Here is a 25,748-nt window from a genome sequence, read left to right as displayed (position 1 = left end):
TCCCACGGCCCCGCGCCCCCGGCCCGCCGTCCCCTTCCAGCCCTCTCGCCCCCGTTCCTCAGCCCCGCGGTACTCCCGAGGACCCCCGCACCATCAACTCCCCCCGCACCACGGCGATCCCCCCGGGCGGCGGTTCCTCCCGCCCCATGGCGATCCGGCCCGCCCGCGCCCCCGCCTCGGCCAGCGGCAGCCGTACCGTCGTGAGCGCGGGCACCACGTCGATGCTGAAGGGCAGGTCGTCGAAGCCGGCCACGGACACGTCCTCCGGGATGCGCAGGCCGGACTCCCGCAGGGCCGCGCACGCGCCGAGCGCGACGGAGTCGTTCGCCGCGACCACGGCGGTCAGTGCCGGGTCCCGCCGCAGCAGCTCCAGCGTGGCCTCGTAGCCCGCCCGCCGGTCGTAGCGGCCGTGGACCGTCCAGCGGGGGTCCTCCTCGATGCCGGCCGCGGCCAGTGCCGCCCGGTGGCCCTCCAGCCGGTGCCGGGTGGTGGTGCGCTCCTCCGGGCCCGCGATGTAGCCGAGCCGCCGGTGGCCGAGCCCGATGAGGTGCTCGGTGAGTTCCCGGCCGCCGCCGCGGTTGTCGAAGGTGAGCGCGATCGCCCCGGTGTCGGGCGCGGGCGGCCGCCCGCACAGCACGACCCGGGTGCCGGCCTCGGTCAGCTTGCGCAGCTTCGCCGCCACCGCGGCGGCGTGCGGCCCGTCCTCCATGGCCCCGCCGGTCAGTACGACGGCCGCGGCCCGCTGCCGCTGCAACAGCGTCAGGTAGGTCAGCTCGCGCTCGGGCGTGCCCCCGGTGTTGCAGACCACCGCGAGCCGTTCGCCGCCGGCGCGCCCGCCGGGCCCGCCGATCTCGCCCTGGATCGCGCTCGCCATGATGCCGAAGAAGGGGTCGGCGATGTCGTTGACCAGGATGCCCACCAGGTCGGAGGTGGCCGCGGCGAGCGCGCTCGCGGGACCGTTGAGCACGTAGTCCAGCTCGTCCACGGCCCGCAGGACCCGTTCCCGGGTCGACGCGGCAACGGGGTAGTTCCCGTTCAGTACGCGCGACACCGTCGCGGGCGAGACCTGCGCGCGGGCCGCCACGTCCGCCAGGGTCACCGTCATCTCGTCGTCCTCCGGTCACGCATCTCGTCGTACGTCGTCGTCGTTCGCCCTGGTAGACAGCGGACTCGCGTGCCTGGTTCCGGGCGTGTCGAGCAGACCTTACGGCCCCGCGCCCGAGTTGTTCGCCCCCTCGAACAACTCGGGACGGACACGGTCTTGTCCGGACCACCGGTCAGAGGCTAGCTTCTTCTCATATAGAAAGCGCTTGCTGTGACGCTGATCAGTGCCAAGGCGTACGCGGCGCGCACACCCGCGTACGAGACGCGCGCGACGCTGCGGGCACCGCCGCGCACGACGCCGCGTACAACGCCTAAGAAGGGACCGACGTGACACGCAAGACGGTGCGTATCGCCATGAACGGCGTTACCGGGCGCATGGGTTACCGCCAGCACCTGGTCCGCTCCATCCTGGCCCTGCGCGAGCAGGGCGGCCTCGACCTCGGCGACGGCACCGTGCTGTGGCCGGAGCCGATCCTGGTCGGACGCCGGGAACACGTACTGAACGCGCTTGCCGAGAAGCACGGTCTGGAGCACGTCTCGACGGACCTCGACGCGGTCCTCGCCGACCCGGCCGTCGACATCTACTTCGACGCCCAGGTCACCTCCGCCCGCGAGGAGGCGATCCGCAAGGCGATCGCGGCCGGCAAGCACGTCTACACCGAGAAGCCCACCGCCACCGGCCTCGACGGCGCCCTCGAACTCGCCCGGCTGGCCGCCGCCGCGGGCATCAAGCACGGCGTCGTCCAGGACAAGCTGTTCCTGCCGGGCCTGCTGAAGCTGAAGCGCCTGATCGACGGCGGCTTCTTCGGCCGGATCCTGTCCGTGCGCGGCGAGTTCGGCTACTGGGTCTTCGAGGGCGACTGGCAGGACGCCCAGCGCCCCTCGTGGAACTACCGCGCCGAGGACGGCGGCGGCATCGTCGTCGACATGTTCCCGCACTGGGAGTACGTCCTGCACGAGCTGTTCGGCCGCGTGAAGTCCGTCCAGGCCATCGCCACCACCCACGTCCCGCAGCGCTGGGACGAGAACGGCAAGCCCTACGACGCGACGGCCGACGACGCCGCCTACGGCATCTTCGAACTCGACGGCGGCGCCATCGCCCAGATCAACTCCTCCTGGACGGTCCGCGTCAACCGCGACGAACTGGTGGAGTTCCAGGTCGACGGCACCGAGGGCTCGGCCGTCGCCGGTCTGCGCAACTGCCGCGTCCAGCACCGCTCCGCCACCCCCAAGCCGGTCTGGAACCCCGACATCCCGGCCACCGAGGTCTTCCGCGACCAGTGGCAGGAGGTCCCCGACAACGGCGACTTCGACAACGGGTTCAAGGCCCAGTGGGAGCTGTTCCTCAAGCACGTCTACGCCGACGCCCCCTACCACTGGGACCTCCTGGCCGGAGCCCGCGGCGTCCAGCTCGCCGAGCTGGGCCTGAGGTCCTCCGCGGAGGGCCGCCGCCTCGACGTCCCGGAGATCGCGCTGTGACCATCCGGCTCCCCGACTCCCGGGGGACCCTGCGGACCTACGAACCCCGCACGGAACCCCTCGCCGTCACCACCGGCAGCGCCTTCACCTCCCGTACGGTCTTCTCCGCGGCACACGTCGTCGCGGACCCGTACGCCGACGTGTCCCCCGACTCTCCCGCCGCCGTCGACTGGGACGCCACCCTCGCCTTCCGCCGCCACCTGTGGTCCCACGGGCTCGGCGTCGCCGAGGCGATGGACACCGCCCAGCGCGGCATGGGCCTGGACTGGGCGGGCGCGGCCGAGCTGATCCGCCGCTCCGCCGCCGAGGCCGAGGCGGTCGGCGGCCTGATCGCCTGCGGTGTCGGCACCGACCAGCTCACCGGCCCGGCGTCCCTGGCCGAGGTCCGCGCGGCCTACGAGGAGCAGCTCGCCCTCGTCGAGGCCTGTGGCGCCCAGGCCATCCTGATGGCGTCCCGCGCGCTGGCCGCGGCCGCCGACGGCCCCGAGGACTACCTCGACGTCTACGGCCACCTCCTGCGCCAGTCCGCCGAGCCGGTGATCCTGCACTGGCTGGGCCCCATGTTCGACCCGGCGCTGGAGGGCTACTGGGGCTCGCCGGACCTGGACGCGGCGACGGAGGTGTTCCTCCAGGTCATCGCCGCCCACCCGGACAAGGTGGACGGCATCAAGGTCTCCCTGCTGGACGCCCGGCGCGAGGTCGACCTGCGCCGCCGCCTGCCGGACGGCGTCCGCTGCTACACCGGCGACGACTTCCACTACCCCGAGCTGATCGCGGGCGACGAGCAGGGCTTCAGCCACGCCCTGCTCGGCATCTTCGACCCGCTCGGCCCGCTGGCGGCGGAGGCGGTCCGCGTCCTGGACACCGGCGACGTGAGCGGTTTCCACTCCCTGCTGGACCCCACGGTCGACCTCTCCCGCCACCTCTTCCAGACCCCGACCCGCTTCTACAAGACGGGCGTGGTGTTCCTGGCCTGGCTGGCCGGCCACCAGTCCCACTTCACGATGGTCGGCGGCCTCCAGTCCGCCCGCTCCCTGCCCCACTTCGCCCGCGCCTACGAACTCGCCGACGGCCTGGGCCTGTTCCCCGACCCGAAGCTGGCCGAGGAACGCATGAAGAACCTGCTCGCCCTGTACGGGGTGACCCAGTGACCGGTCTCGAGCGCTTCAGCATCAACCAGATGACCGTGAAGCAGCTGTCGCTCCCCGAACTGGTGGCGGCCTGCACCGACCTGGGCGTCGGCAACGTCGGCCTGTGGCGCGAACCGGTCCAGGCGTACGGCGTCGAGGAGACGGCCAAGCTGGTCCGCGACGCCGGCCTGACGGTGACGACGCTGTGCCGCGGCGGCTTCTTCACGGCCGTCGACCCGGACGAACGCACGGCGGCCCTGGCCGACAACCGCCGGGCCATCGACGAGGCGGCCACCCTGGGCACCGAGGTGCTGGTCCTGGTCTCGGGCGGCCTCCCGCCCGGCTCCAAGGACCTGCACGGCGCCCGGGAACGCATCGCGGACGCGCTGGCGGAGCTCGGCCCCTACGCCGAGGACCACGGGGTGAGACTGGCCATCGAGCCCCTCCACCCCATGTACGCCTCCGACCGCTGCGTCGTCTCGACGCTCACCCAGGCCCTGGACATCGCGGAACGCTTCCCCGCCCACCAGGTGGGCGTCACGGTCGACACCTACCACATCTGGTGGGACGACCAGGCTCCCGCCCAGATCGCCCGGGCCGGCGCGGGCGGCCGCATCCACACCTTCCAACTGGCCGACTGGACCACCCCGTTGCCCGAGGGCGTCCTCAACGGCCGCGCCCAGATCGGCGACGGCGCGATCGACATGCGCGAGTGGCAGGCCCACGTGGAGGCGGCCGGCTACACCGGCGCGATCGAGGTGGAACTCTTCAACGACGCGCTGTGGGCACGGGACGGACGGGAGGTACTGGCGGAGACGGCGCGGCGGTTCACCGAGAACCTGACCCTCTGAGCGACGGTTGCGGGCCGCTCGTACCGTCCGGGGACCGCCGGGCGCCGGAGTGGTTCCGGTGCCCGGCGGCCCCGCCACGTCAGCGCTCCCTCTCCGCGGCCGGTCTTCGCCCCTCTTCCGGGTGATAGCGCCGAAGCGAACTTCGAAGTACTTTCAAAGTCATGGGTACCGAGAGTGCGGCCGTGAACTTCTCCGAGCTGGTGAACAAGAACAAGCAGACGCTGGCCCGGCTCCAGAAATCACCGAGACTGCTCCTGCACCGCAGGGACGGTGAGGACCTGGTCCTCACCACCGCGGCGCGGGCCGAGCAGGACCAGACCGTGGTGTCGGCGGCCACCCGGATGCTGGCCGCGATGGCGCGCCGGGAGCCCGGCGGCACGGAACTGCTCCTCGACATACTGCCGGACGCCTTCCCGTGGGTCCGTTTCCTGCCCGAGCCCGACCTGCACGCCTTCGCCGTCGAACTGGTCGACACCATGCGCGCCGCCGACTCGATCGGCAACAGCGCGTCCGTCGCCCAGCTGCTCATCGCCTGGCAGCACACCGCCGAGGTCTACTCCGACCCGGATCTGCTGACCGCGCTGACCCGGGATCACGGCGAGGACTACGGTCCGGTGCCGGACCCGCGGGACGTCGTATGACCGCGGGCCGCGGCGACCGCGCCGCGCCCCCGGCGCCAGAAGGCCACTGGGAAGTCCGCTTCGCGGACGCGGCCTCGGCCAAAGGCTGGGAGAACCTCGCCCAACAGGCCCGCGAGAACACCTACCGAGCCTGGGTCACCATGCGCACCGCCCCCAGGCCGGCCACCGAGACACCCCGGCACCACCGACTCAAGGGCGGTCTGGCGCACGGTGCACACCGCGGACAGATCTGCGAGCAGTGGCAGATCGAGGTGACCGGCGGCGGCCGCGTCCGGTACCTCCTGGACGCGACCCGTGACACCTGCAGGATCACCTTCGCGGGCACGGGGCACCCGCGAGCCACGGATCGAAGCTGATCCCGCACCACCGAGTGAAAGCGGGTCGTGGGGGGGGGGGGGGGGGGGGGGGGGGGGGGGCGCCCGCCCCCCCCCCCCCCCCCCCCCCCCCCCCCCCCCCCCCCCGTCCACGTCACCGCCCCCGGTCCGCCGCCATGATCCCCACGCATTCCTCGAGCGCCGCGTGCAGCGACGGTACGAAGGCGGCGAGTTCGGTGTCCGACGATCTGCCTCCCTCCAGCACGGCCCCGACGACCGTCACCAGGACGGCGGCGGCCTTCAGGGCGTGTGTGTCGGCCAGCTCCTCCAGCACACCGCCGGGGCGCGCGTCCACGAACGCCTCCCTGCCGGTGGCGGGGTCGACGCCGAGGCTGCGGAAGCGCCGCGCGCTCACGCGGCGGCCTCCGCCGGGACGTGGTCCTGGCCCAGGGCGGCGAGGTACGGCCGCACCAGGGGCAGGCCGTCGACGAGGATCACGTCCGCGGGGCGCGGGCGCGTCCGGGTGGGCCGCTGAGCGGGGGCGGCCGCGAACGGGAACGGGTCGAGGGCGCGGTGCGCTCCGCGGGGCGGCAGGAAGAGGCTCAGGATCGCGGCAAGTAGGCTGCGCACAGGTCGACTCCTTGTCAGTCGGCTCAGCCCCGGCACGGAAGCTTCCACCTTCCCGCCGGGGCGTCTTCGTTCCCCGGGACTGTACCGCGCAGAGGGTAGTAGTAGGTAGTGGTTGGTAGTAGTACTAAGTAATGCGCGGTGGAAGGTAGCGGCATACGGTCAACGGGTGGACAAGATCAGCCCCGATTCACCGCAGTACGTCTATGAACAGCTCGCCGCGATCATCGAGCGGAAGATCCGTTCCGGTGAGTACCCGCCGGGCACGCGGCTGCCGGGCGAACTGACCATGACGCACGAGCACAAGGTCGGTCCGGGCACGGTCCGCCGCGCCCTGGACATCCTGCGGGACAGGGGGCTCGTCGTGACCGTGCGCGCCCGAGGGTCGTTCGTCTCCGACCCCCTGCCGCCCGCGTGAACCCGCGTGAAGGGGCCGCCCTCCGCAGGATGTGAGCGGACGGGCGGCCCCGGTGGTGCTCGACGCGAGGTGTCGGGTCAGTCGGGCAGCCGGTCCGTCAGCCAGGTGCAGAGTTCCTCGGTGATGGCCGTGTGCGCGGTGGTCGTGGACGAGCAGAGGTAGTCGTCCAGCTCGCTCTCCTCCGGCGCGAGGTCGTCGATGTTCGTGTACAGGTCCTTCTGCGTCTCGATGTCGCGGACGGCCACCGCGCTCACCGACGGGACGAAGCAGATCTCCTCGTGCCGCAGGTCGACCGTGCCGCCGAGCTTGCGCATCGCGTCGGCGAGGATCTTGTACGTGTGCAGCGTGCCGCCCGGCGCGCCGTCCAGCTCCGGGAAGTCGCTGGTGGTGATGGTCTTCTCGGCCTTGGGGAAGCGCCGGTTCAGGTAGGCGGCCGTCACGTCGGCGCCCTGGTCCTGGGTGTAGAAGGTGGTGCCGGGGTAGATCTTGTCGATCCGCAGTGCGACCTCGCCGGGCTTCACGTCGGGCAGGCCGACCCCGTCGGCGCGGCCGTTGGCGACGGCGATCGTCCTCGGGATCCGCGGCCAGCCGCCGACCCGGTTCAGGGCGTCCAGGAACTCCGTGCGCTCCGGGGCGACCCCGATCTTGCCGGTGTCCTTGTCGTAGTGCCGCCACAGCATCTGGCGCGCGGCCGGGCTGTTCATCTGCTTCGCGAAGCTGTTCGGGAACGGGATGAAGTGCGAGAACGCCTGCACCCCGACGGGGACGGAGGCGCCGCGGTGCGGGGTGTCGTAGGAGAAGTACAGCGCGGTGCGGTGGTCCATCCGCTGCATCTCCATCTTGGCCAGGGCGTAGCGGGTGACGATGCCGCCCATGCTGAAGCCGCCGACGACCAGACGGGCGTCGCCCAGTTGCTCGGCGATGGCCCGCATGACGGCGGCCTCGGCCGCCTGGGCGTTGTCCAGGATGGACGCGCTGCGCTCCTCGAAGCCGAGGAGGATCACGTCCCGGCCGCGCCGGCGCAGCTCGGAGACGAACGGATAGCCGCCCTCCAGCCCCTGGTAGAGCTTGTCCAGTTCGCTGCGGCCGAGGTTGAAGCCGTCGGCCATGATGACGGGCCGGACGAGACCGTTGTTGCCCTCACCGGGGAAGACCCAGGCGAAGCCGTTCGGCAGTTGCCATTCCCCGTGTTCCGGTACCGCGACCGGGTTGGGGGGCTCGGTGGTCAGCGGGTCGGCGAGGGTGAACGTACCGACGTTGGGCTCGGTGGTTTCGGACATGGTCGTACTCCTCGTGAGGAGGGTGGGGAGACCACGCCATCATGACGGCCGAATCGTGCAGAAAGCTGCTCTGACCTGCTGGTTTCATCACAACAGGTGGACTCTTGGGTGCCTGTGTTTGATGCGCCTGGCATGTGCCGAAGGCCAGATCGGACGGAGGGGCCCGGCCGACCGGCCGAGCCCCTCGAAGCCTTCCGGCACCTCGTCCGGTCGCCCGTCAGACGATGTCGTGGACGTTGTGCTCGGCCAGGTCGGATGCGTGCCGGGCGACAGCGCGGTAGTCGGCGTCGTCGTGGAGGACGGTCAGGCCGTGGTGGGCCGCGGTGGCGGCGATGACGAGGTCCACCGCGGAGGCGCTGCGGTGCTCCCCTGCCCGGGCCATGCGGTGTTGCACCGCGCCGATCCAACGTCCTGCGTTCTTCGGTACCGACACGTCGGGGTAGAGATCGGTGAACATCTCCGCGATCTCGTCGTACTCGCGTCCGTTCCGGGCGCTGTGGAGGAATTCGGCGCGCTGGACGTAGCAGGATCCGATGCTGCCGGCGTCGATCGCGTCGTACCACGCCGATTGCAGTCCGGGGTCACGGAGCAGTCGGACCAGGGCGGACGTGTCGAGCAGGTAGATCACCGGTCGTGCTTCTCCGCCCGGTGCAGACGCTCGGCGTCCTCGACGGCCCCCCAGTCACGCGCACGCTCGAAGTGACGGCTGATGCGCGCCGCGCGCTCCTGCTGCTCGGCGTAGAAGTGCAGGGCGAGATTGACCGCTTCCTTCTTGGTCCTGACCTTGGACAGAGCCATGGCGCGTTCCAGGGCGTCGTCGTCGATGTCGATCTGGGTCACGGACATACCGCACCTCCTACGAGATGTTGGTTATGTACATAGAAGAGTATGGCACCAACATTCATGGATCCACCTCTGGAAACGGTTCCCGGCCCTGGAGGAGCGCGGGCGCTCTGGCGGCGCAAGGAGAAGGCCGAGGGGCCCGGCCGACCGGCCGAGCCCCTCCAAGCGTTCCGGCACCGACATCTCACCCGGTCAGAAGAACACCCCGCACCGCAGCAGCACGTTCGCGTACGGCCGGGCCTCGCCCGTTCGCACCACCAGGCGGGTCCCCGACGACAGCCTCTTCAGCTCCTCGTGCGGGACCAGGGTCAGGACGGGGAAGTGCGCGTCCAGCAGGTCGGCCGCCGCCGGGTTCGCCTCCCGTACCTCGGCCGCCGCCGTCGCGCCCTCCACGACCAGCTCGGCCAGCAGGCCCTCCACCACCTCCGCGAAGGAGGGGATCCCCGCCCGGAAGGCGAGGTCCACGACGCGCGGGCCCTGCGGGATCGGCATGCCCGCGTCGCACACCAGCACCCCGTGCCCGTGGCCCAGCTCGGCCAGCGCGCCCGCGAGATGACGGTTCAGGATTCCGGCCTTCCTCACAGGGCATCGACCTCCGACGCCGTGGGGAACGACTCCTGCGCGCCCCGCCGCGTCACGGCCACCGCCCCCACCCGCGCCGCGTACGCCGCGGCCTCCGCGAGCGAGGACCCCGCGCCCAGCTTCCACGCCAGCGCCGCCGTGAAGGAGTCGCCCGCCCCGGTCGTGTCCACGGCGTCGACCTTCACCGCCGCCACCCGCTCCACGCCCTCCGCCGACGCCACCAGCGCGCCCGCCGCACCCAGCGTCACCACCACCGACTTCGGTCCCTTCGCGAGCAGCGCCCGCGCCCAGTCCTCGGGCCGGTCCCCGGCCTCCGCGTCCCCTGCCTCCGTCTCCCCGAGGATGACCTTCGCCTCGTGCTCGTTGACGATCAGCGGGTCGCAGGCCGCCAGCACCTCGGCGGGCAGCGGACGCGGCGGCGACGGGTTCAGCACGAAGCGGCTGTCCGGAGCCAGGTTCCGTACGACCTCCACGACCGTCTCCAGCGGGATCTCCAGCTGCGCCGACACCACGCGGGAGGCGTGGCACAGGCCGGCCGCGGCGCGCACGTCGTCCGGTGTCAGACGCCCGTTCGCGCCCGGGGACACCACGATGCTGTTGTCGCCCGACGGGTCCACCGTGATCAGCGCGATCCCGGTCGGCGCCCCGCCCACCAGCACACCCACGGTGTCCACCCCGGCCGCCCGCTGCGACTCCAGCAGCAGCCGGCCGTACGCGTCGTCGCCGATCCGGGCCAGCAGCGCCGTGCGGGCGCCGAGACGGGCGGCCGCGACCGCCTGGTTGGCGCCCTTGCCGCCCGGGTGGACGGCCAGGTCCGAGCCGAGGACCGTCTCGCCCGCCGCCGGGCGCCGTTCGACGCCGATCACCAGGTCGGCGTTGGCCGACCCCACGACCAGAAGGTCGTAGTCGTACATGAGAACTCCCCTGCGTACGTCGTACGCGACGTGGGGCGGGCGGACGGACCCCGGTTCCCCGGCCGCCCGCCCGCCCCGCCCACTTGCCGAATGTCAGCCGCCGAAGCCGGCCACGTTCTCCTTCGTGACCACCTTCACCGGCACCTTCACCGTCTCCGCGACCTTCTTGCCCCGCAGTGCCTCGAGCGCGTTGTCCACGGCGATCCTGCCCAGCTCCGAGGGCTGCTGCGCCACGGACGCGTACAGCGTGCCGTTCCCGACCGCGGTCAGGCCGTCAGGCGTGCCGTCGAAGCCGACGACCTGGACGGACCTGCCGGCCTTGGAGCCGAGCGCCTTGATCGCGCCGAGCGCCATCTCGTCGTTGGCGGCGATGACGCCCTGGACGTCCGGGTGGGCCTGGAGCAGGTTCGACATCACGTCGAGGCCCTTGGTGCGGTCGAAGTCGGCCGGCTGCTGGGCCAGCACCCGGATGCCGGGGTAGGCCTTCAGGCCCTTCGCGAAGCCCTCGGCGCGCTCGCGGGCCGCGGAGGTGCCCGCCTGGCCCTGGAGGATCACGATCTTGCCGGTGCCGCCGAGCTTCTCGGCGACGGTCTTGGCGGCGAGTTCACCGCCGGCCACGTTGTCGGAGGCCACGAGGGTGTCCGTGGCCGCCTTGTTGACTCCGCGGTCGACCGCGACGACCGGGATCTCCGCCTTGTCGGCGGCGCGCACGGCCGGACCGGCCGCGTCGGAGTCCACCGGGTTGACGACGATCGCGTCGTAGCCGGAACTGGTGAAGTTCTGGAGCTGGTTGGCCTGCTGCGAGGCGTCGTTCTGCGCGTCGGTGACGGTCAGGTCGACGCCCAGCTTCTTCGCCTCGGCCTTCGCGCCCGACTGGATCTGCACGAAGAACGGGTTGTTGAGGGTGGACAGGGCGAGGCCGACCTTCGGGTTCGCCGTCGACGACGACCCGTTGTGCAGGAAGGAGGTCGCGCCGACCACCGCCACGGTGACGACCGCGGCGAGCCCGTACGTCGCCGCCTGCCGGCCCTTGCCGCCGCCCGTCCCGGCGGCCACCGGGGTCGCCCCGGCCTTGCGGCGCACGGTGTCCAGCAGCACGGCCAGCGCGATGACGACACCGATGACGACCTGCTGCCAGAACGCCGACACCGACAGCAGGTTGAGGCCGTTGCGCAGCACGGCCAGGATCAGCGCGCCGATCAGGGTGCCGGACGCCTTGCCCGTGCCGCCCGCCAGGGAGGCGCCGCCGATGACGACCGCGGCGATCGCGTCCAGCTCGTAGCCGTCGGCGGCCTGCGGCTGCGCGGAGGACAGCCGGGAGGCGAGCACGATGCCCGCCGCGGCCGCGAACACGCCCGACAGCGCGTAGATGGCGAGCTTCTGCTTCTTCACCCGCAGCCCGGACAGGCGAGCGGCCTCCTCGTTGCCGCCGATGGCGTACATCGAGCGGCCGATGTAGGTGCGGCCCAGGACGAACGCGGCGATCAGGCCCATGACGACCATGACCAGCACGGGCACCGGCAGCCAGCCGCCGAGCGTGTCCCCGAGGTGCGAGACGGAGTCGGGGAAGGCGATCGGGGAGCCCTCGGAGATCACCAGCGACAGACCGCGCGCCACCGACAGCATGGCGAGCGTCGCGATGAACGGCGGCAGTTTGCCGTAGGCGATGAGGAAACCGTTCACCAGGCCGGCCGCGATGCCGGTGGCGACGGCCAGCACGACCGCGAGGACGACCGGCACGCCGTGCGAGGTGGCGCTCCAGGCGAGGACGGTGGCCGACAGCGCCGCCACCGAGCCGACCGACAGGTCGATGCCCGCCGAGACGATCACGAAGGTCACGCCGAAGGCGAGGATGGCGGTCACGGCCGCCTGGACACCCACGTTGAGCAGGTTGTCCGTCGTCAGGAAGTCGCCCGACAGCGCCGACATGGCGATGACGAGGACGATGAGCGCGGTGAGCGCCCCGTTGTCGAGCAGCAGGCGGCGCACCGCCGCGGCGCCGCCACCGGCGCCCGTCGTGCTCTTGAGCGTGTCAGCGGCCACGGCCGGCCTCCACTTCAGTGGTCGTAGGGGTGGTAGGGGGCGTAGAGGGTGCAGGGGTGCTCACGGCGAGTGCCATCACCGCGTCCTGGGTGGCCTCGCCCGCCGGGAGTTCGCCGGCGATCCGGCCCTGGGCCATCACCAGCACCCGGTCGCTCATGCCGAGCACCTCGGGCAGGTCGCTGGAGATCATCAGGACGGCGGCCCCGGCGGCCGTCAGCTCGTTGATCAGCTGGTAGATCTCCACCTTGGCGCCGACGTCGATGCCGCGCGTCGGCTCGTCGAGGATCAGCACCCTGGTGTCCGCCAGGAGCCACTTGCCGATGACGACCTTCTGCTGGTTGCCGCCGGACAGCGTGCGCACCTGCTGGCCGAGCCCGGCCATGCGCACGCCGAGCTGACCGGCGATGCGGCCCGCGGCCTCGTGCTGCCCCTTGAGGTCGACGAGCCCGGCACGGGTGGCCGAACGCAGGGTGACCAGGCCGAGGTTCTCCTCGACGGAGGCGTCCAGCACCAGCCCCTGCCCCTTGCGGTCCTCCGGCACCAGCCCGATCCCGGCCGCCATGGCCGCGGTCACGTCGTGGCGGGGCAGCCGCGCGCCCGCCACCCGCACGGCCCCGTGGTCGTAGGGGTCCGCCCCGAAGACGGCCCGTACCACCTCGGTACGGCCCGCGCCGACCAGCCCCGCCACACCGACGACCTCGCCGGCCCGCACCTCGAAGCTGACGTCGTGGAAGACACCGTCCCGCGTCAGCCCCTCGACGGACAGCAGGGCGGCACCGGCCTCGGCGCGCTCGCGCGGGTACTGCTGCTCGATGGAACGGCCCACCATCAGCCGTACCAGCTCGTCCTCGGGCGTGGACGCCGGGACCTGCCCGACGCTCCTGCCGTCCCGGATGACCGTGACCCGGTCTCCCAGCGCCGCGATCTCCTCCAGGTGGTGGGTGATGAACACGATGCCCACGCCGTCCTCGCGCAGCCTGCGCACGATCGCGAAGAGCTTCTCGACCTCCTCGGAGGTGAGCACGGCCGTAGGCTCGTCCATGATCAGCACGCGCGCGTCCAGGCTCAGCGCCTTGGCGATCTCGACCATCTGCAGGCGTGCGATGCCCAGTTCGCGCACCCGCGTGCGGGGCGACACGGTGACGCCTACCCGCTCCAGCAGGACGGCCGCGTCGGCCTCCATCCGCTTGCGGTCGATCATCCCGAACCGGCGCGGCTGGCGCCCCAGGAAGATGTTCTCGGCGACCGTCAGGTCGGGGACGAGGTTGAACTCCTGGTAGATGGTGGCGATCCCGAGGCGCTCGGAGTCCTGCGCCCCGTGGATGCGCACCTCCTCGCCACCGGCCAGGATCCGCCCGGCGTCGGGCGTGTAGGCGCCGGAGAGCATCTTGATGAGGGTGCTCTTGCCCGCGCCGTTCTCACCGAGCAGCACATGCACCTCGCCCCGCCGCAGGTCGAAGTCGACGCTGTCGAGCGCGACCACCCCGGGGAAGGTCTTGCGTATGCCTTCGATGCGCAGCAACTCGTCCGCGTTGCTCACGACTGGCTCCTGTTCCTTGCTGAGTTCTCGCCGGTGCCGCCGTTGCTGACGGTCTCGCCGTTGCCGCCGGTGTTGCCCGTCCGGCCCGTCTCGTCCGTCTCGCCGCACGAGCGGCGCACGACCAGGCGGGCGGGGAGGGTGACGGACCGCGGGGTCCGCCCCTCGATCCGGTCGACCAGCGCGCGTACGGCCGCGCGGCCCAGCTCGCCCGTGGGCTGGGCGATGGCGGTGACCGGGGGGTCGGTGTGCACGAACCACGGGATGTCGTCGAACGCGGCGAGCGCGATGTCGTCGGGAACCCGCAGCCCACGCGCGCGTACGGCGTCCAGCGCGCCCAGCGCCATCAGGTTGTCGGCGGCGAACACGACCTCGGGCGGCTCGGGCAGGTCGAGGAAGCCCTCGGTGACCCGCCGGCCGCTCTCGGCCTGGAAGTCGCCCTGCCCGATGTAGGCGTCCGGGAGGTCGATGCCGCAGGCGCCCAGGGCCTCGCGGAACGCCTCGACGCGCTCGCTGCCGGTGGTGGTGGCGGCCGGGCCCGCGATGATCGCGAGCCGGCGGTGCCCCAGCCGGTGCAGGTGCGCCACCAGGTCCCGTACGGCGGCCCGTCCGTCGGCCCGGACGACCGGCACGTCCACGCCCGGTATCCACCGGTCGACGAACACCATCGGGGTCCCCGCGCGCGCGGCCTCCAGCATCAGCGGCGAGCCGCCGTCGGTGGGGGAGACGAGCAGACCGTCGATCCGGCGGTCCAGCAGGGTCCGTACGTGGTGGTCCTGGAGGTCGGGCCGTTCGTCGGCGTTGCCGATGATGACGCTGTAGCCGAGTGCGCGGGCCTCCTCCTCGACGGAGCGGGCCAGCTCGGTGAAGTAGGGGTTCATCACGTCGCTGATGACCAGGCCGAGGGTGCGGGTCTGGTCGGTGCGCAGCGACCGGGCGACGGCGTTCGGGCGGTAGCCCAGGGCCTCGACGGCGGCCAGCACGCGCGTGCGTGCGTCTTCGCTGACCGACGGATGGTCGTTCAGGACACGCGACACCGTGGCGACGGAAACGCCCGCCCCGGCCGCGACGTCCTTGATGCTCGCCATCGCCGCTCCACCTCCTTGTGGAATCGTTTACATGTGCGTCACGGAGGATTGGAATCGATTACACGAGCGGCGCGCAAGACCCGAGACCGGATCGTGATGTCACGCGCGGGGCCGGTCGCGCACCGGCCGGCCGCTGCCGGGCCGTCACCCTCCGACGAACGCGAGGGGCGAAGAGGCCGTACCGGTGCGCACGGTGCCGGGGCTCAGGGCGGCGGGCTCACAGGTTCAGGCTCAGGACGCGGGCGACGGTGATCTCGACGACGACCAGGTCCGGCGGGACGGGCGGAGGCATGCGGTAGCGGACGCCGTAGCGGCGGACCGCCTCGGCCAGGCGCTCCGGGTCGTCGGTGACGACGGCCCGGCCTTCGAGGGTGACCCAGCGGAGACCGTCCGCCTGACAGAGCGCGACGGGGGCCGCCGGGCCGCCCGCCGCCACGTTGCGGGCCTTGCGGGCTCCGGCGCGGGTCGTCACCCTGGCCAGGCCGGCCGCCGTGTCGTAGGTGAAGCGGACGGGGGTGACGTGCGGGGTGCCGTCGGGCCGCAGGGTGGTGAAGGCGGCCGTGTCGGGCCGGGTGAGGAACGCCCTTGCCGCGGGCGTGAGTTCGGCGGTCGCCCGGCTCACTTCTTCTTCACGCCCTCGTTCCAGATCAGCTTGACGACGTTCGGCTTCACGGCCGTCGTGACGACACCCATGGCCGTGCGGACGTACCGCCCCTCCTCCAGCTCGCGCAGCATGGCGGCGGCGAGGTCGGCACGGGCGGTGAAGACGCCGTCGGCGCTGGTCTCGGAGGTGAGGTAGTCCGTGACGACGGGATGGTCGAAGAGACCCGAGGGCCGTACGAGGGTCCAGTCGAGGTCCGTCCCGCGGATCACGTCCTCCATGCGGCGCATGTCCGCGTGGAGGGTGCGGCCGAGGCGTCGGGCCACCAGCGGGTCGAGCACGTGGTTGAAGAAGTGCGCGCCGGTGGGACGCCAGTGCGGGTCCATCATGTTGGAGCTGACGACGAGCAGCCGTCCGACGCCCCGGCGGGCCATCGCGGCGGTGACGACGGTCGCGCTCGCCGAGTACGTGGTGACGGTCTGCTTGCCGAAGGTCGTGCCCACCGTGGAGAGGACGGCGTCGGCCCCGTCGATCGCGGCCTCCACGGCCGCCTGGTCGGTGGCGTCGGCGACGGCCACCGCCAGGCCCGGCCGCGGGGTCAGGGAGCCGGGACGGCGGGTCACGGCGACGACCTCGTGGCCGCCCGCGAGGGCCTGATCGGTGAGGTGGCGGCCGGTCGGCCCGTTGGCGCCGAGGACTGCGATGCGCATGATGTCGGGTCATCCCTTCGTGTGGTGCGTGTGGTGCCGGGAACGCCCTTGACTGTGCGGATCGCGGCTCGCAGGCTCAACGCCGATGAATAACTCCGGCCCCGCCCCCGCCCGCACCCGAGGCCGTCCCCGCGGCAACCCGCCGACCCGCGAGTCGATCGTCACGGCGGCCCGTGACCTCTTCCTCCGGAGCGGCTACCGGCGCACCACCCTGCGCGCGGTGGCCGGGGCGGCCGGGGTCGACCCCGCGCTGATCGCCTACCACTTCGGCTCGAAGAAGGGCCTGTTCGCGGACGTGATGCAGTTCCAGTGCGCCAACGCACTGGCGGTGGACGACGTCCTCGGCGGCGACCCGGCCACCCTCCCCGACCGCCTGATCGACGCGGTGACCCGCCTGTGGGAGGACGCCGGCTTCGTCCAGCTGAGCGCTCAGGGCGAGGAGGCCGCCGAGGTGATCCGCGAGTACCTGGAGCACGAGCTGCTGGCCCGGCTCGTTGAATTCCTCGGCGGCCGGGACGCGACCGCCCGCGCCACGGCCGCGGTGACGATCCTGGGCGGCCTCATCTACACCCGCTACCTCAACCCGCTCCCCACCCACGCCGCCCTCACCCCGTCCGAGGCCCGCCGCGTCCTGACCCCGGCGCTGCGCGCGGCCCTGTCCCCGAGGCCACGCTCCGCGCCGGCCACCGCGACGGCCCGCCGGGGCTAGCCGGCCGTCGCGACGGCCCGCCGGGGCCGGTCGGCTGCCGGAACGGCCCGGCGGCCACCGGTCCCGATGCCGGACCGGCGCCCGTGATGTCACACCTCGGCGCTACCGTCGGATCATGTCCACTCAGGCGGGAGCCTCCCAGGCGGAGGAACGGCGACTGGCCGTGCTGGAAGGCGTGCTGGAACGCATCACGTACGCGAACGAGGAGAACGGCTACACGGTCGCCCGCGTCGACACCGGCCGGGGCGGCGGCGACCTCCTGACGGTCGTCGGCGCCCTGCTCGGCGCCCAGGTCGGCGAGTCCCTGCGGATGGAGGGCCGTTGGGGCTCCCACCCGCAGTACGGCAAGCAGTTCACGGTCGAGAACTACACGACCGTGCTGCCCGCCACCATCCAGGGCATCCGCCGCTACCTGGGATCAGGGCTGGTCAAGGGCATCGGCCCGGTCTTCGCCGACCGCATCACCCAGCACTTCGGCATGGACACCCTGAAGATCATCGAGGAGGAGCCGAAGCGCCTGATCGAGGTGCCCGGCCTCGGCCCGAAGCGCACGAAGAAGATCGCCGACGCCTGGGAGGAGCAGAAGGCGATCAAGGAGGTCATGCTCTTCCTCCAGACCGTCGAGGTGTCGACGTCGATCGCGGTCCGCATCTACAAGAAGTACGGCGACGCCTCCATCTCCGTCGTCAGGAACCAGCCCTACCGGCTCGCCGCCGACGTCTGGGGCATCGGCTTCCTCACCGCCGACCGGATCGCCCAGTCCGTCGGCATCCCGCACGACAGCCCCGAGCGCGTCAAGGCCGGCCTGCAGTACGCGCTGTCCCAGTCCAGCGACCAGGGCCACTGCTATCTGCCCGAGGAGCGGCTGATCGCCGACGCGGTGAAGCTGCTGCAGGTGGACACCGGCCTCGTCATCGACTGCCTCGCCGAACTCGCGGCGCCCGCCGAGGAGGGCGAGGACCCCGGTGTCGTACGGGAGCGGGTGCCGGGCCCGGACGGCAGTGCGGAACCCGTCACGGCGGTCTATCTGGTCCCCTTCCACCGGGCCGAACTCTCCCTGTCCGCTCAGCTGTTGCGCCTCCTGCGCACCGAGGCGGACCGCATGCCGGGCTTCCGTGACGTGGCGTGGGACAAGGCGCTGTCCTGGCTGCGCGCCCGTACCGGAGCCGACCTCGCCCCCGAGCAGGAGGCCGCCGTCAAGCTCGCGTTGACCGAGAAGGTCGCCGTCCTCACCGGCGGACCCGGCTGCGGCAAGTCCTTCACGGTCCGCTCGATCATCGAACTGGCCCGCGCCAGAAAGGCCAAGGTGGTGCTCGCCGCCCCCACCGGCCGCGCCGCCAAGCGCCTGGCCGAGCTGACCGGCGCCGAGGCCTCCACCGTCCACCGCCTCCTCGAACTGAAGCCCGGCGGCGACGCGGCGTACGACCGCGACCGCCCGCTGGACGCCGACCTGGTGGTCGTCGACGAGGCCTCGATGCTGGACCTGCTGCTGGCCAACAAGCTGGTGAAGGCGGTCCCGCCGGGCGCCCATCTCCTCTTCGTCGGTGACGTCGACCAGCTCCCCAGTGTCGGCGCCGGTGAGGTGCTGCGCGATCTGCTGGCCGACGGCGGCCCGATCCCCGCCGTGCGTCTGACGCGTGTTTTCCGCCAGGCGCAGCAGTCCGGCGTGGTGACCAACGCGCACCGGATCAACGCGGGACAGCACCCGCTCACCGACGGAATGAAGGACTTCTTCCTCTTCGTCGAGGACGACACGGAGGAGGCGGGCCGGCTCACGGTCGACGTGGCCGCCCGTCGCGTTCCGGCCAGGTTCGGCCTCGACCCCCGCCGGGACGTCCAGGTCCTCGCACCCATGCATCGCGGCCCGGCCGGCGCCGGCGCCCTCAACGGACTGCTCCAGCAGGCCATCACCCCCGGCCGGCCCGACGTCCCCGAGAAGCGGTTCGGCGGCCGGGTCTTCCGTGTCGGCGACAAGGTCACCCAGATCCGCAACAACTACGACAAGGGGGAGAACGGGGTCTTCAACGGCACCGTGGGCGTGGTCATCTCGCTCGATCCGGTCGACCAGCGCCTCGTCGTGCGCACCGACGAGGACGAGGAAGTGCCCTATGAATTCGACGAACTGGACGAGCTGGCCCACGCCTACGCGGTGACGATCCACCGTTCCCAGGGCAGCGAATATCCCGCTGTGGTGATCCCCGTCACCACCGGAGCATGGATGATGCTCCAGCGGAATCTTTTGTATACGGCCGTCACCCGCGCCAAGGGGCTGGTCGTCCTCGTCGGCTCCCGCAAGGCGATCGGCCAGGCGGTGCGCACGGTGTCGGCGGGCCGCCGCTGCACCGCCCTCGACTTCCGGCTCGCGGGCGGGCGCGGAAAATGATCGATCAAATGAGTCACGAAGGTCACAGAGCTCTTCCGCAACCGTGACGGAGGCGGCAGGATGAGCAAGTTGGCGGCACTGAGTGCCGTCGATAAGCCCAATGGCCGACCCCGAGTGCACTCTCATGCGCCAAATGGGGGATGGTAGAGACAGTCAGGGCAACCTCGAAGAAGAGGCACAACGTCGGTGAGGGATGACGTGAGCGAGCACACCAACAACGCTGTAGTACTGCGGTACGGCGACGGCGAGTACACCTACCCGGTGATCGACAGCACCGTCGGCGACAAGGGCTTCGACATCGGGAAGCTCCGCGCCCAGACCGGTCTCGTGACCCTGGACAGCGGCTACGGCAACACCGCCGCCTATAAATCCGCCATCACCTACCTCGACGGCGAACAGGGCATCCTCCGGTACCGCGGCTACCCGATCGAGCAGCTGGCCGAGCGGTCGACCTTCCTCGAGGTCGCGTACCTGCTGATCAACGGCGAGCTGCCGACCGTCGACGAGCTCACCGTCTTCAAGAACGACATCACGCAGCACACCCTGCTGCACGAGGACGTCAAGAACTTCTACAAGGGTTTCCCGCGCGACGCCCACCCGATGGCCATGCTGTCGTCGGTGGTGTCCGCGCTGTCCACGTTCTACCAGGACAGCCACAACCCGTTCGACGAGACGCAGCGCAACCTCTCGACGATCCGTCTGCTCGCCAAGCTCCCGACGATCGCGGCGTACGCCTACAAGAAGTCGATCGGTCACCCGTTCGTCTACCCGCGCAACGACCTCGGCTACGTCGAGAACTTCCTGCGCATGACCTTCTCGGTCCCCGCGCAGGAGTACGACCTGGACCCGGTCGTCGTCTCCGCGCTCGACAAGCTGCTGATCCTGCACGCGGACCACGAGCAGAACTGTTCGACGTCCACGGTCCGCCTGGTCGGCTCCTCGCAGGCCAACATGTTCGCCTCGATCTCGGCCGGCATCAACGCCCTGTGGGGCCCGCTGCACGGCGGCGCCAACCAGTCCGTCCTGGAGATGCTCGAGGGCATCCAGGCCAACGGCGGCGACGTCGACTCCTTCATCCGCAAGGTGAAGAACAAGGAGGACGGCGTCCGCCTGATGGGCTTCGGCCACCGGGTGTACAAGTCCTTCGACCCGCGCGCGAAGATCATCAAGGCCGCGGCCCACGACGTCCTCTCCGCCCTCGGCAAGTCCGACGAGCTGCTGGACATCGCGCTCAAGCTGGAGGAGCACGCGCTCTCCGACGACTACTTCGTCTCGCGCAACCTCTACCCGAACGTCGACTTCTACACCGGCCTGATCTACCGGGCCATGGGCTTCCCGACCGAGATGTTCACGGTCCTGTTCGCCCTCGGCCGCCTGCCGGGCTGGATCGCCCAGTGGCACGAGATGATCAAGGAGCCGGGCTCTCGCATCGGCCGCCCGCGCCAGATCTACACGGGCATCGTCGAGCGTGACTTCGTCCCGGTCGAGGAGCGCTGACGGCTTCCGGCGGCGAGCGCTGACACCTGTCGGCGCGGGGTGCCTCTTTCCGGTGCCCCGGCTGCCCGGGTCGCGTCTGCTCGGCTTTGGCCGGCGGGGCCTTTCGGCAGGGGCGCGGGTGGCTTGCGGGTCCGGCCGGGGGTCCGGGGGTTGTCCCCCGGGGCAGTACAGCCGCGGGCGTCGTCGAGCGTGACTTCGTCCCGGTCGAGGAGCGCTGACGGCTTCCGGCGGCGAGCGCTGACACCTGTCGGCGCGGGGTGCCTCTCTCCGGTGCCCCGCTGCCCGGGTCGCGCGGGCGCACGGCCGAGGGGCTGTCCGAAAGGGCAGCCCCGTACGCGCCGCACGGCCCGGCGGGCATGAAGAAGGCGCCCTGGTGCGTCGGTCCCCCCACGGGCCGACGACCAGGGCGCCTTCCCATGTCCCGGTGCGGATTCCCCCCACGGGATCCGGCCGGGCGTCTGGAGGACACAGCGCCTGAATTCGCTGATGCCGTATGTGATTGTCGTGCGGCCGGAGTCGAGCGGAACGAGCGGGACTCGTCGTACTCCTGCCGTGTGCGGTCTGCCGGGACAGCGCACGCTGGGAGGGCCGCTCAAAGCTTCCCGGTGTGCGTGCCCCGGCAACGCATCTCTGGAGAAGTCCCCCAAGACATCCCCAGATGCCAGTCCGCGCCCCCCAAGACGCTTCCTGACATCGCCAACTTAGACCGTCGAACCCCTTCGATGGTTACGTTCACATCACTGTGATCTGTGTCTCTTGCGTATGTCCCGTTAGATACGCAAGAGCCCGGATACGGCGATCGAGGCCCAAGCGTAAGGATGATGCGCGAGCCTTGTGAAGAGCTTATGTGAGGCTCGCGCCGGACTCCAGGGGGGCCGTGGTCTCGACTTGGTCCTAATCGCCGGTAACTTCCCGGTGCTTCGTTCCCCGTCGGAGGAGCGTCCGCAGCCGCAAACTGTTCGTCACCGCGAACGCGGACGAGAAGGCCGTCGCAGCCCCGGCGGGCATCGGGTCGAGCGGCCCGGTCGCGGCCGGCGGCAGTGCGGCCGCGTTGTGGCCGAAGGCCCGCACAGGGTTGCCCTTGATGACGGCCGGGGTTCGCCGGGACGGCCGGAGACGACCGGCTCGAAGGGGTGCCGCATGCCGGACGTGCCCGCGCCGCCCAGGGGCAGCGCCCGCAGCGACCGGCCGAACGCCGCCACGGTGCCGACGGCTCGCGGTCCCCGGGGTGCCCGGAGACGGCCGGGTTCGTGAGGGTGGTGCTGGACGTGTCCGTGACGCCAGGGAGCGGAACGGGCCGTGCCGACCGGTGAACACCGGTCGCCACGGCCCGCTGTCGGGGAACGGCTCAGGCGCGGCCGGCCAGCTCGAAGCCGGCCTCGTCGACGGCGGCGCGCACGGCCTCGTCGTCCAGTGCGGTGGCGGAGACGACGGTGACCTCGCCGGTGGAGGCGACGGCCTTCACCGAGGTGACGCCGGGAAGCCGGGAGATCTCGCCGGAGACGGCGCCCTCGCAGTGGCCGCAGCTCATGCCGCTCACCTGATAGACGGCGGTGACGGTTCCCGGAGTGTCGGTGTGGGCGGTCATCTCGTTACTCCTCGTCGAGGCGGGTGGGCTGGGTGGTCGGCCGCGGGCCCGACGCGGGCCGGCCGCAGACCGGCCGAGGTGGTCCTGGAGGGCCTCCACTCCGCCCACGTTATACCCCTGGGGGGTATTTCTCAAAGGCGCCCCGCCGGTGCCCCGCCGCGGCCGAGGCGCTCGCCGACCAGTGGTTCGAGGTAGCGGACGAGGACGTTCTTCAGCTCCCGGACATACGCCTCCCGCTCGGCGCCCTCGTGGCCGAGGACCAGCTCCAGGCCCGCCTTGTACAGGCCCAGGCACATCTGCGCGGTGCGGGAGAGGTCGGCGGGGGAGGTGTCGGGCAGCAGCGAGGAGAGCAGTCCCTCGACCCGGGCGAGCAGGGTGGCGTGCAGTGCGTCGTGCTCCTCGGCGATGCGGCCGGGGATGTCGGGGCCGTGCATGAGGGCGAAGAACACCGGGTGGTCGCAGTTGAAGGCGATGAACCGGTCGACGGCGGCGCCGACTGCCTCCTCCAGGGGGGTCGCGGGGTCCACCGGGGCGAGCGCCTCGCCGTAGGCGTCGCGCATCTCGTGCATCAGCCGGTCGCCCAGCTCGATGGCGATCGCTTCCTTGTTCGGGAAGAACTGGTAGAGCGTGCCGGGGGAGACCCCGGCCTCGCGGGCGATGGCGTTGGTGCTCGCGGCCGTGTAGCCGGTGGTGCAGAAGACCGAGGCGGCGGCCTCGAGGAGTTGGGCGATCCGGCGCTCGCCGCGGGCCTGTCGGCGGCGCGGCTGTTCCTTCGCCCGGTTCTCCGGCTGTTCCTTCGCCTGGTTCTCGGCGGTGTCGGGCACGAGTTTTCCCCAGCTATCCGAACGCGATTGACAAACACGAGTGACCGCTCACATTCTGGTTCCGGTGAAACGCGAGCGATGTCTCGTGTTTGTCAGTCTATGGCAGTGGTGACCCATGCTGCCTGCTCATGTCGGCACGGGTCACGTCCAATCATGCTGAGGGGACACCGCACGATGACCGAAGTCAACCGCCCACCGCGGGTCGGGGGCTGGACCCGCTTCGTGACAGCCCGGCCCGGGCTGTCACTGCTCGCCGCCCTGGTGCTGACCGTGCTCGCGGTGCTGGCGGGCAGCGGGGTCGCCGACAGACTGGGCAGCGGCGGCTGGGAGGACCCGGACGCCGAGTCCACCTACGCCACCAAGGCCCTGGAGCGCGAGTTCCCCGGCTCCCAGCCCAATCTGCTGCTGCTCGTCGACTCCGGCCGCGCCTTTGTCGACGCCCCGGCCGTCGCCGCCGAGGCCACCCGCCTCACCGAGCGGCTGTCGGCCGAGGAAGGCGTCGTGGGCGTCGGCTCCTACTGGCTGACCAGGACACCCGCCCTGCGCGCGGAGGACGGCCACGAGGCGGTGATCGCCGCCCGCATCACGGGCGACGAGAAGACCATGGGCGAGACCCTCGACCGCATCGCCCCCTCCTACCGTGGCACCCGGGGCCCGCTGGAGGTCAGGATCGGCGGCGCCGTGGCCGTGCGGCACGAGATGCAGACGATCATCCAGGAGGATCTCACCCGCGCCGAGATCATCGCCCTGCCGGTCACACTCGTGCTGCTGGTGATGGTCTTCGGCAGCGCGGTCGCCGCCCTGCTGCCGCTCGGCATCGGCATCGTCGCCATCCTCGGCACCAACGCGGTCCTCGCCGGCCTCACGGAGTTCACCGACGTCTCCGTCTTCGCGATGAACCTCACGACCGCCCTGGGCCTCGGCCTCGCCATCGACTACGCCCTGTTCATCGTCCGCCGCTTCCGCGAGGAACTCTCCGGCGGCGCCGACCCGACGGCCGCCATCGGCACCACCCTGCGCACGGCCGGCCGCACCGTGCTGTTCTCCGCGCTCACGGTCGCGGTCTCGCTGGCCGCGATGCTCGTCTTCCCCCAGTACTTCCTGCGCTCCTTCGCCTACGCCGGCATCGCGGTCGTCCTGCTCGCCGCGGCCGCCGCGCTGATCCTGCTCCCGGCGGCCCTGATCCTGCTCGGCCACCGGGTCGACTCCCTCGACCTGCGCCGCCTGTTCCGGCGCGGGCGGGCGAAGGACGCCGGCCCTGGCCCGGACGCCGGCACGGCCTGGGGGCGCGCGGCGATCCTCGTCATGCGCCGCGCCCCCTTCTTCGCGCTGGGCACGACGGCCGTCCTCGTGCTGCTCGGACTGCCCTTCCTGGGCGTGAAGTTCGGCACCGCCGACGACCGTCAGCTGCCCTCCTCCGCCGAGTCCCACGTCGTGCAGCAGCACCTCAGGGACGGCTTCCCCGGCACCCCCGGCGGCGGCCTGGAGGTCCTCGCCGAGGGCAGGGCCACACAGGCCGAGTACGCCGCCTACAAGGAACGCGTCGCCGCTCTCCCGGAAGTCGCGCGCGTGGACGGTCCGCTGGTGAACGGCGACTCGGCGTACTTCACGGTGCAGCCCGAGGGCGAGGCCGTCGACGACGCCGCCCAGCGGCTGGTGGGCGACCTGCGCGCCACCGGGGCCCCCTTCGACACCAAGGTGACCGGCGCCGCCGCCGTGCTGGTCGACTCCAAGGACGCGATAGGCGGCCGGCTTCCCCTGGCGGCGGTCTTCATCACCGTGGTCACCCTGCTCCTGGTGTTCCTCCTGACCGGCAGCGTGCTGATACCGGTCCAGGCCGTCCTGCTCAACGCGCTCAGCCTGACCGCGATGTTCGGTGCCGTGGTGTGGGTCTTCCAGGACGGCCACCTCTCCGGCCTGCTCGGCTTCACCGGCACCGGCTCCATCGAGACGACCCTGCCGGTCCTGATGTTCTGCGTGGCCTTCGGCCTCTCCATGGACTACGGCGTGTTCCTGCTCTCCCGCATCAAGGAGGAGCACGACCGCAGCGGCGACCACGAGGGGGCGGTCCGGCTGGGCCTGCAGCGCACGGGCGGTCTGATCACGGCGGCGGCGGTCATCCTGGCCGTCGTGATGGTCGCGATCGGCACCTCGCGGGTCACCAACACCAAGATGCTCGGGCTGGGCATCGCCCTCGCGGTCCTGATGGACGCGATGGTCGTCCGCAGCCTGCTGGTGCCGGCCATCATGCGCCTCACCGGCAGGGCCACCTGGTGGGCGCCGGCCCCGCTGCGCAGGTTCCACCAGCGGTTCGGCCTCAGCGAGGGAGAGCCGGCCCCGGCCGGGGACCGGGAGCCGGACCCGGAGCCGGACCTGGAGCCGGACGTGGTGGGAGCGCGCGGCTAGAGGCTCCCGCTCGAACCACGGCGCAGCCGCAGAAGCGGACCCGGCCCGGCGCGATCAGCTTCCGCAGGGCCGGCCCGGTGAGACCGGCCTCCACCCACCCTGCCTTCCTGGGCTCGACCGCTCGACCGCTCGACCGCTCGACCGCTCGACCGCTCGACCCGGCCGTTCGGGCGGGAGCC

The 25,748-nt window shown here is 71.6% G+C and carries 25 protein-coding genes and 1 pseudogene; 10 read left to right on the top strand and 16 right to left on the bottom strand.

Annotated elements, in window-relative coordinates; translation table 11 throughout:
* Positions 1-58: 58 nt before the first annotated feature.
* Positions 59-1,105, bottom strand: a complete 1,047-nt coding sequence (locus ACH4N1_RS03520) for a LacI family DNA-binding transcriptional regulator (RefSeq protein WP_398094197.1) — start codon at positions 1,103-1,105, stop codon at positions 59-61.
* 326 nt (positions 1,106-1,431) lie between these two features.
* On the opposite strand from ACH4N1_RS03520, the gene ACH4N1_RS03515 reads away from it, so the two are divergent.
* The 5 genes from ACH4N1_RS03515 to ACH4N1_RS03495 all read left to right on the top strand — a co-directional run bounded on the left by ACH4N1_RS03515 (position 1,432) and on the right by ACH4N1_RS03495 (position 5,561).
* The gene (locus tag ACH4N1_RS03515) at positions 1,432-2,583 is read left to right on the top strand and encodes a Gfo/Idh/MocA family protein (protein ID WP_398094196.1); all 1,152 of its coding nucleotides are present in this window, start codon (positions 1,432-1,434) and stop codon (positions 2,581-2,583) included.
* The gene (locus tag ACH4N1_RS03510) at positions 2,580-3,734 is read left to right on the top strand and encodes a dihydrodipicolinate synthase family protein (protein WP_398094194.1); all 1,155 of its coding nucleotides are present in this window, start codon (positions 2,580-2,582) and stop codon (positions 3,732-3,734) included. The genes ACH4N1_RS03515 and ACH4N1_RS03510 overlap by 4 nt, the downstream gene beginning before the upstream one ends.
* Positions 3,731-4,564: a sugar phosphate isomerase/epimerase family protein gene (locus ACH4N1_RS03505; protein WP_398094192.1), complete on the top strand. Its 834-nt coding sequence runs from the start codon at positions 3,731-3,733 to the stop codon at positions 4,562-4,564. The genes ACH4N1_RS03510 and ACH4N1_RS03505 overlap by 4 nt, the downstream gene beginning before the upstream one ends.
* Positions 4,565-4,725: 161 nt before the next feature.
* Positions 4,726-5,205 (top strand): hypothetical protein, encoded by a 480-nt coding sequence (locus ACH4N1_RS03500; RefSeq protein WP_398094190.1) that lies wholly within the window; start codon positions 4,726-4,728, stop codon positions 5,203-5,205.
* Positions 5,202-5,561 (top strand): hypothetical protein, encoded by a 360-nt coding sequence (locus tag ACH4N1_RS03495; RefSeq protein WP_398094189.1) that lies wholly within the window; start codon positions 5,202-5,204, stop codon positions 5,559-5,561. The genes ACH4N1_RS03500 and ACH4N1_RS03495 overlap by 4 nt, the downstream gene beginning before the upstream one ends.
* A 112-nt stretch (positions 5,562-5,673) precedes the next feature.
* On the opposite strand, the gene ACH4N1_RS03490 is transcribed toward ACH4N1_RS03495, so the two are convergent.
* Positions 5,674-5,934 (bottom strand): hypothetical protein, encoded by a 261-nt coding sequence (locus tag ACH4N1_RS03490; protein ID WP_398094187.1) that lies wholly within the window; start codon positions 5,932-5,934, stop codon positions 5,674-5,676.
* The gene (locus ACH4N1_RS03485; RefSeq protein ID WP_398094185.1) at positions 5,931-6,149 is read right to left on the bottom strand and encodes a hypothetical protein; all 219 of its coding nucleotides are present in this window, start codon (positions 6,147-6,149) and stop codon (positions 5,931-5,933) included. The genes ACH4N1_RS03490 and ACH4N1_RS03485 overlap by 4 nt, the downstream gene beginning before the upstream one ends.
* Positions 6,150-6,315: 166 nt before the next feature.
* On the opposite strand from ACH4N1_RS03485, the gene ACH4N1_RS03480 reads away from it, so the two are divergent.
* The gene (locus tag ACH4N1_RS03480) at positions 6,316-6,564 is read left to right on the top strand and encodes a winged helix-turn-helix domain-containing protein (protein WP_363088390.1); all 249 of its coding nucleotides are present in this window, start codon (positions 6,316-6,318) and stop codon (positions 6,562-6,564) included.
* Positions 6,565-6,641: 77 nt separating this feature from the next.
* On the opposite strand, the gene ACH4N1_RS03475 is transcribed toward ACH4N1_RS03480, so the two are convergent.
* The 10 genes from ACH4N1_RS03475 to ACH4N1_RS03430 all read right to left on the bottom strand — a co-directional run bounded on the left by ACH4N1_RS03475 (position 6,642) and on the right by ACH4N1_RS03430 (position 16,162).
* The gene (locus ACH4N1_RS03475; protein WP_398094184.1) at positions 6,642-7,844 is read right to left on the bottom strand and encodes an esterase/lipase family protein; all 1,203 of its coding nucleotides are present in this window, start codon (positions 7,842-7,844) and stop codon (positions 6,642-6,644) included.
* Positions 7,845-8,061: 217 nt separating this feature from the next.
* Positions 8,062-8,472 (bottom strand): PIN domain-containing protein, encoded by a 411-nt coding sequence (locus ACH4N1_RS03470; RefSeq protein ID WP_398094182.1) that lies wholly within the window; start codon positions 8,470-8,472, stop codon positions 8,062-8,064.
* Entirely contained in the window at positions 8,469-8,690 is a 222-nt protein-coding gene (locus ACH4N1_RS03465; RefSeq protein ID WP_398094180.1) for a type II toxin-antitoxin system VapB family antitoxin, read from the bottom strand. The genes ACH4N1_RS03470 and ACH4N1_RS03465 overlap by 4 nt, the downstream gene beginning before the upstream one ends.
* A gap of 189 nt (positions 8,691-8,879) precedes the next feature.
* Positions 8,880-9,269 (bottom strand): D-ribose pyranase, encoded by a 390-nt coding sequence (rbsD, locus tag ACH4N1_RS03460; RefSeq protein WP_398094178.1) that lies wholly within the window; start codon positions 9,267-9,269, stop codon positions 8,880-8,882.
* Entirely contained in the window at positions 9,266-10,183 is a 918-nt protein-coding gene (locus ACH4N1_RS03455; RefSeq protein ID WP_398094177.1) for a ribokinase, read from the bottom strand. The genes rbsD and ACH4N1_RS03455 overlap by 4 nt, the downstream gene beginning before the upstream one ends.
* A 93-nt stretch (positions 10,184-10,276) precedes the next feature.
* The gene (locus ACH4N1_RS03450) at positions 10,277-12,226 is read right to left on the bottom strand and encodes a substrate-binding domain-containing protein (RefSeq protein ID WP_398094176.1); all 1,950 of its coding nucleotides are present in this window, start codon (positions 12,224-12,226) and stop codon (positions 10,277-10,279) included.
* Complete coding sequence (locus tag ACH4N1_RS03445; protein WP_398094174.1) at positions 12,216-13,766, bottom strand: sugar ABC transporter ATP-binding protein; 1,551 nt, start codon at positions 13,764-13,766, stop codon at positions 12,216-12,218. The genes ACH4N1_RS03450 and ACH4N1_RS03445 overlap by 11 nt, the downstream gene beginning before the upstream one ends.
* Complete coding sequence (locus ACH4N1_RS03440) at positions 13,763-14,851, bottom strand: LacI family DNA-binding transcriptional regulator (protein WP_398094172.1); 1,089 nt, start codon at positions 14,849-14,851, stop codon at positions 13,763-13,765. Before ACH4N1_RS03440 ends, ACH4N1_RS03445 begins: the two co-directional genes overlap by 4 nt.
* 217 nt (positions 14,852-15,068) lie before the next feature.
* On the bottom strand, positions 15,069-15,473 hold the full coding sequence (locus ACH4N1_RS03435) for a pyridoxamine 5'-phosphate oxidase family protein (protein WP_398094170.1): 405 nt from the start codon (positions 15,471-15,473) through the stop codon (positions 15,069-15,071).
* Positions 15,470-16,162 (bottom strand): NAD(P)-dependent oxidoreductase, encoded by a 693-nt coding sequence (locus ACH4N1_RS03430; RefSeq protein ID WP_398094169.1) that lies wholly within the window; start codon positions 16,160-16,162, stop codon positions 15,470-15,472. Before ACH4N1_RS03430 ends, ACH4N1_RS03435 begins: the two co-directional genes overlap by 4 nt.
* A gap of 85 nt (positions 16,163-16,247) precedes the next feature.
* On the opposite strand from ACH4N1_RS03430, the gene ACH4N1_RS03425 reads away from it, so the two are divergent.
* The 3 genes from ACH4N1_RS03425 to ACH4N1_RS03415 all read left to right on the top strand — a co-directional run bounded on the left by ACH4N1_RS03425 (position 16,248) and on the right by ACH4N1_RS03415 (position 20,751).
* Positions 16,248-16,871: a TetR/AcrR family transcriptional regulator gene (locus tag ACH4N1_RS03425; protein WP_398094168.1), complete on the top strand. Its 624-nt coding sequence runs from the start codon at positions 16,248-16,250 to the stop codon at positions 16,869-16,871.
* Between the two features lie 115 nt (positions 16,872-16,986).
* Positions 16,987-19,254: an ATP-dependent RecD-like DNA helicase gene (locus ACH4N1_RS03420; protein ID WP_398094166.1), complete on the top strand. Its 2,268-nt coding sequence runs from the start codon at positions 16,987-16,989 to the stop codon at positions 19,252-19,254.
* Positions 19,255-19,452: 198 nt separating this feature from the next.
* Positions 19,453-20,751 carry a citrate synthase gene (locus tag ACH4N1_RS03415; protein ID WP_398094164.1) on the top strand — a complete coding sequence of 433 codons (1,299 nt, stop codon included), beginning with the start codon at positions 19,453-19,455 and terminating at the stop codon, positions 20,749-20,751.
* Positions 20,752-21,645: 894 nt separating this feature from the next.
* Here the strand turns inward: ACH4N1_RS03415 and ACH4N1_RS03410 are convergent.
* From ACH4N1_RS03410 to ACH4N1_RS03400, 3 genes and pseudogenes are all read right to left on the bottom strand, one after another.
* Positions 21,646-21,936, bottom strand: a pseudogene (locus ACH4N1_RS03410) (hypothetical protein); the annotation flags it as partial.
* Between the two features lie 163 nt (positions 21,937-22,099).
* A complete protein-coding gene (locus ACH4N1_RS03405) occupies positions 22,100-22,339 on the bottom strand; it encodes a heavy-metal-associated domain-containing protein (protein ID WP_398094162.1) in 240 nt (79 codons plus the stop codon).
* 131 nt (positions 22,340-22,470) lie between these two features.
* On the bottom strand, positions 22,471-23,163 hold the full coding sequence (locus ACH4N1_RS03400; RefSeq protein WP_398094160.1) for a TetR/AcrR family transcriptional regulator: 693 nt from the start codon (positions 23,161-23,163) through the stop codon (positions 22,471-22,473).
* A gap of 174 nt (positions 23,164-23,337) precedes the next feature.
* Between ACH4N1_RS03400 and ACH4N1_RS03395 the strand changes: the two genes are divergently transcribed.
* Positions 23,338-25,569, top strand: a complete 2,232-nt coding sequence (locus tag ACH4N1_RS03395) for an MMPL family transporter (protein ID WP_398094159.1) — start codon at positions 23,338-23,340, stop codon at positions 25,567-25,569.
* Positions 25,570-25,748: the final 179 nt, after the last annotated feature.

This window comes from Streptomyces sp. NPDC017202, assembly GCF_044331705.1.
Lineage (GTDB): Bacteria > Actinomycetota > Actinomycetes > Streptomycetales > Streptomycetaceae > Streptomyces.
This window is presented reverse-complemented; position numbering and strand designations above follow the sequence as displayed.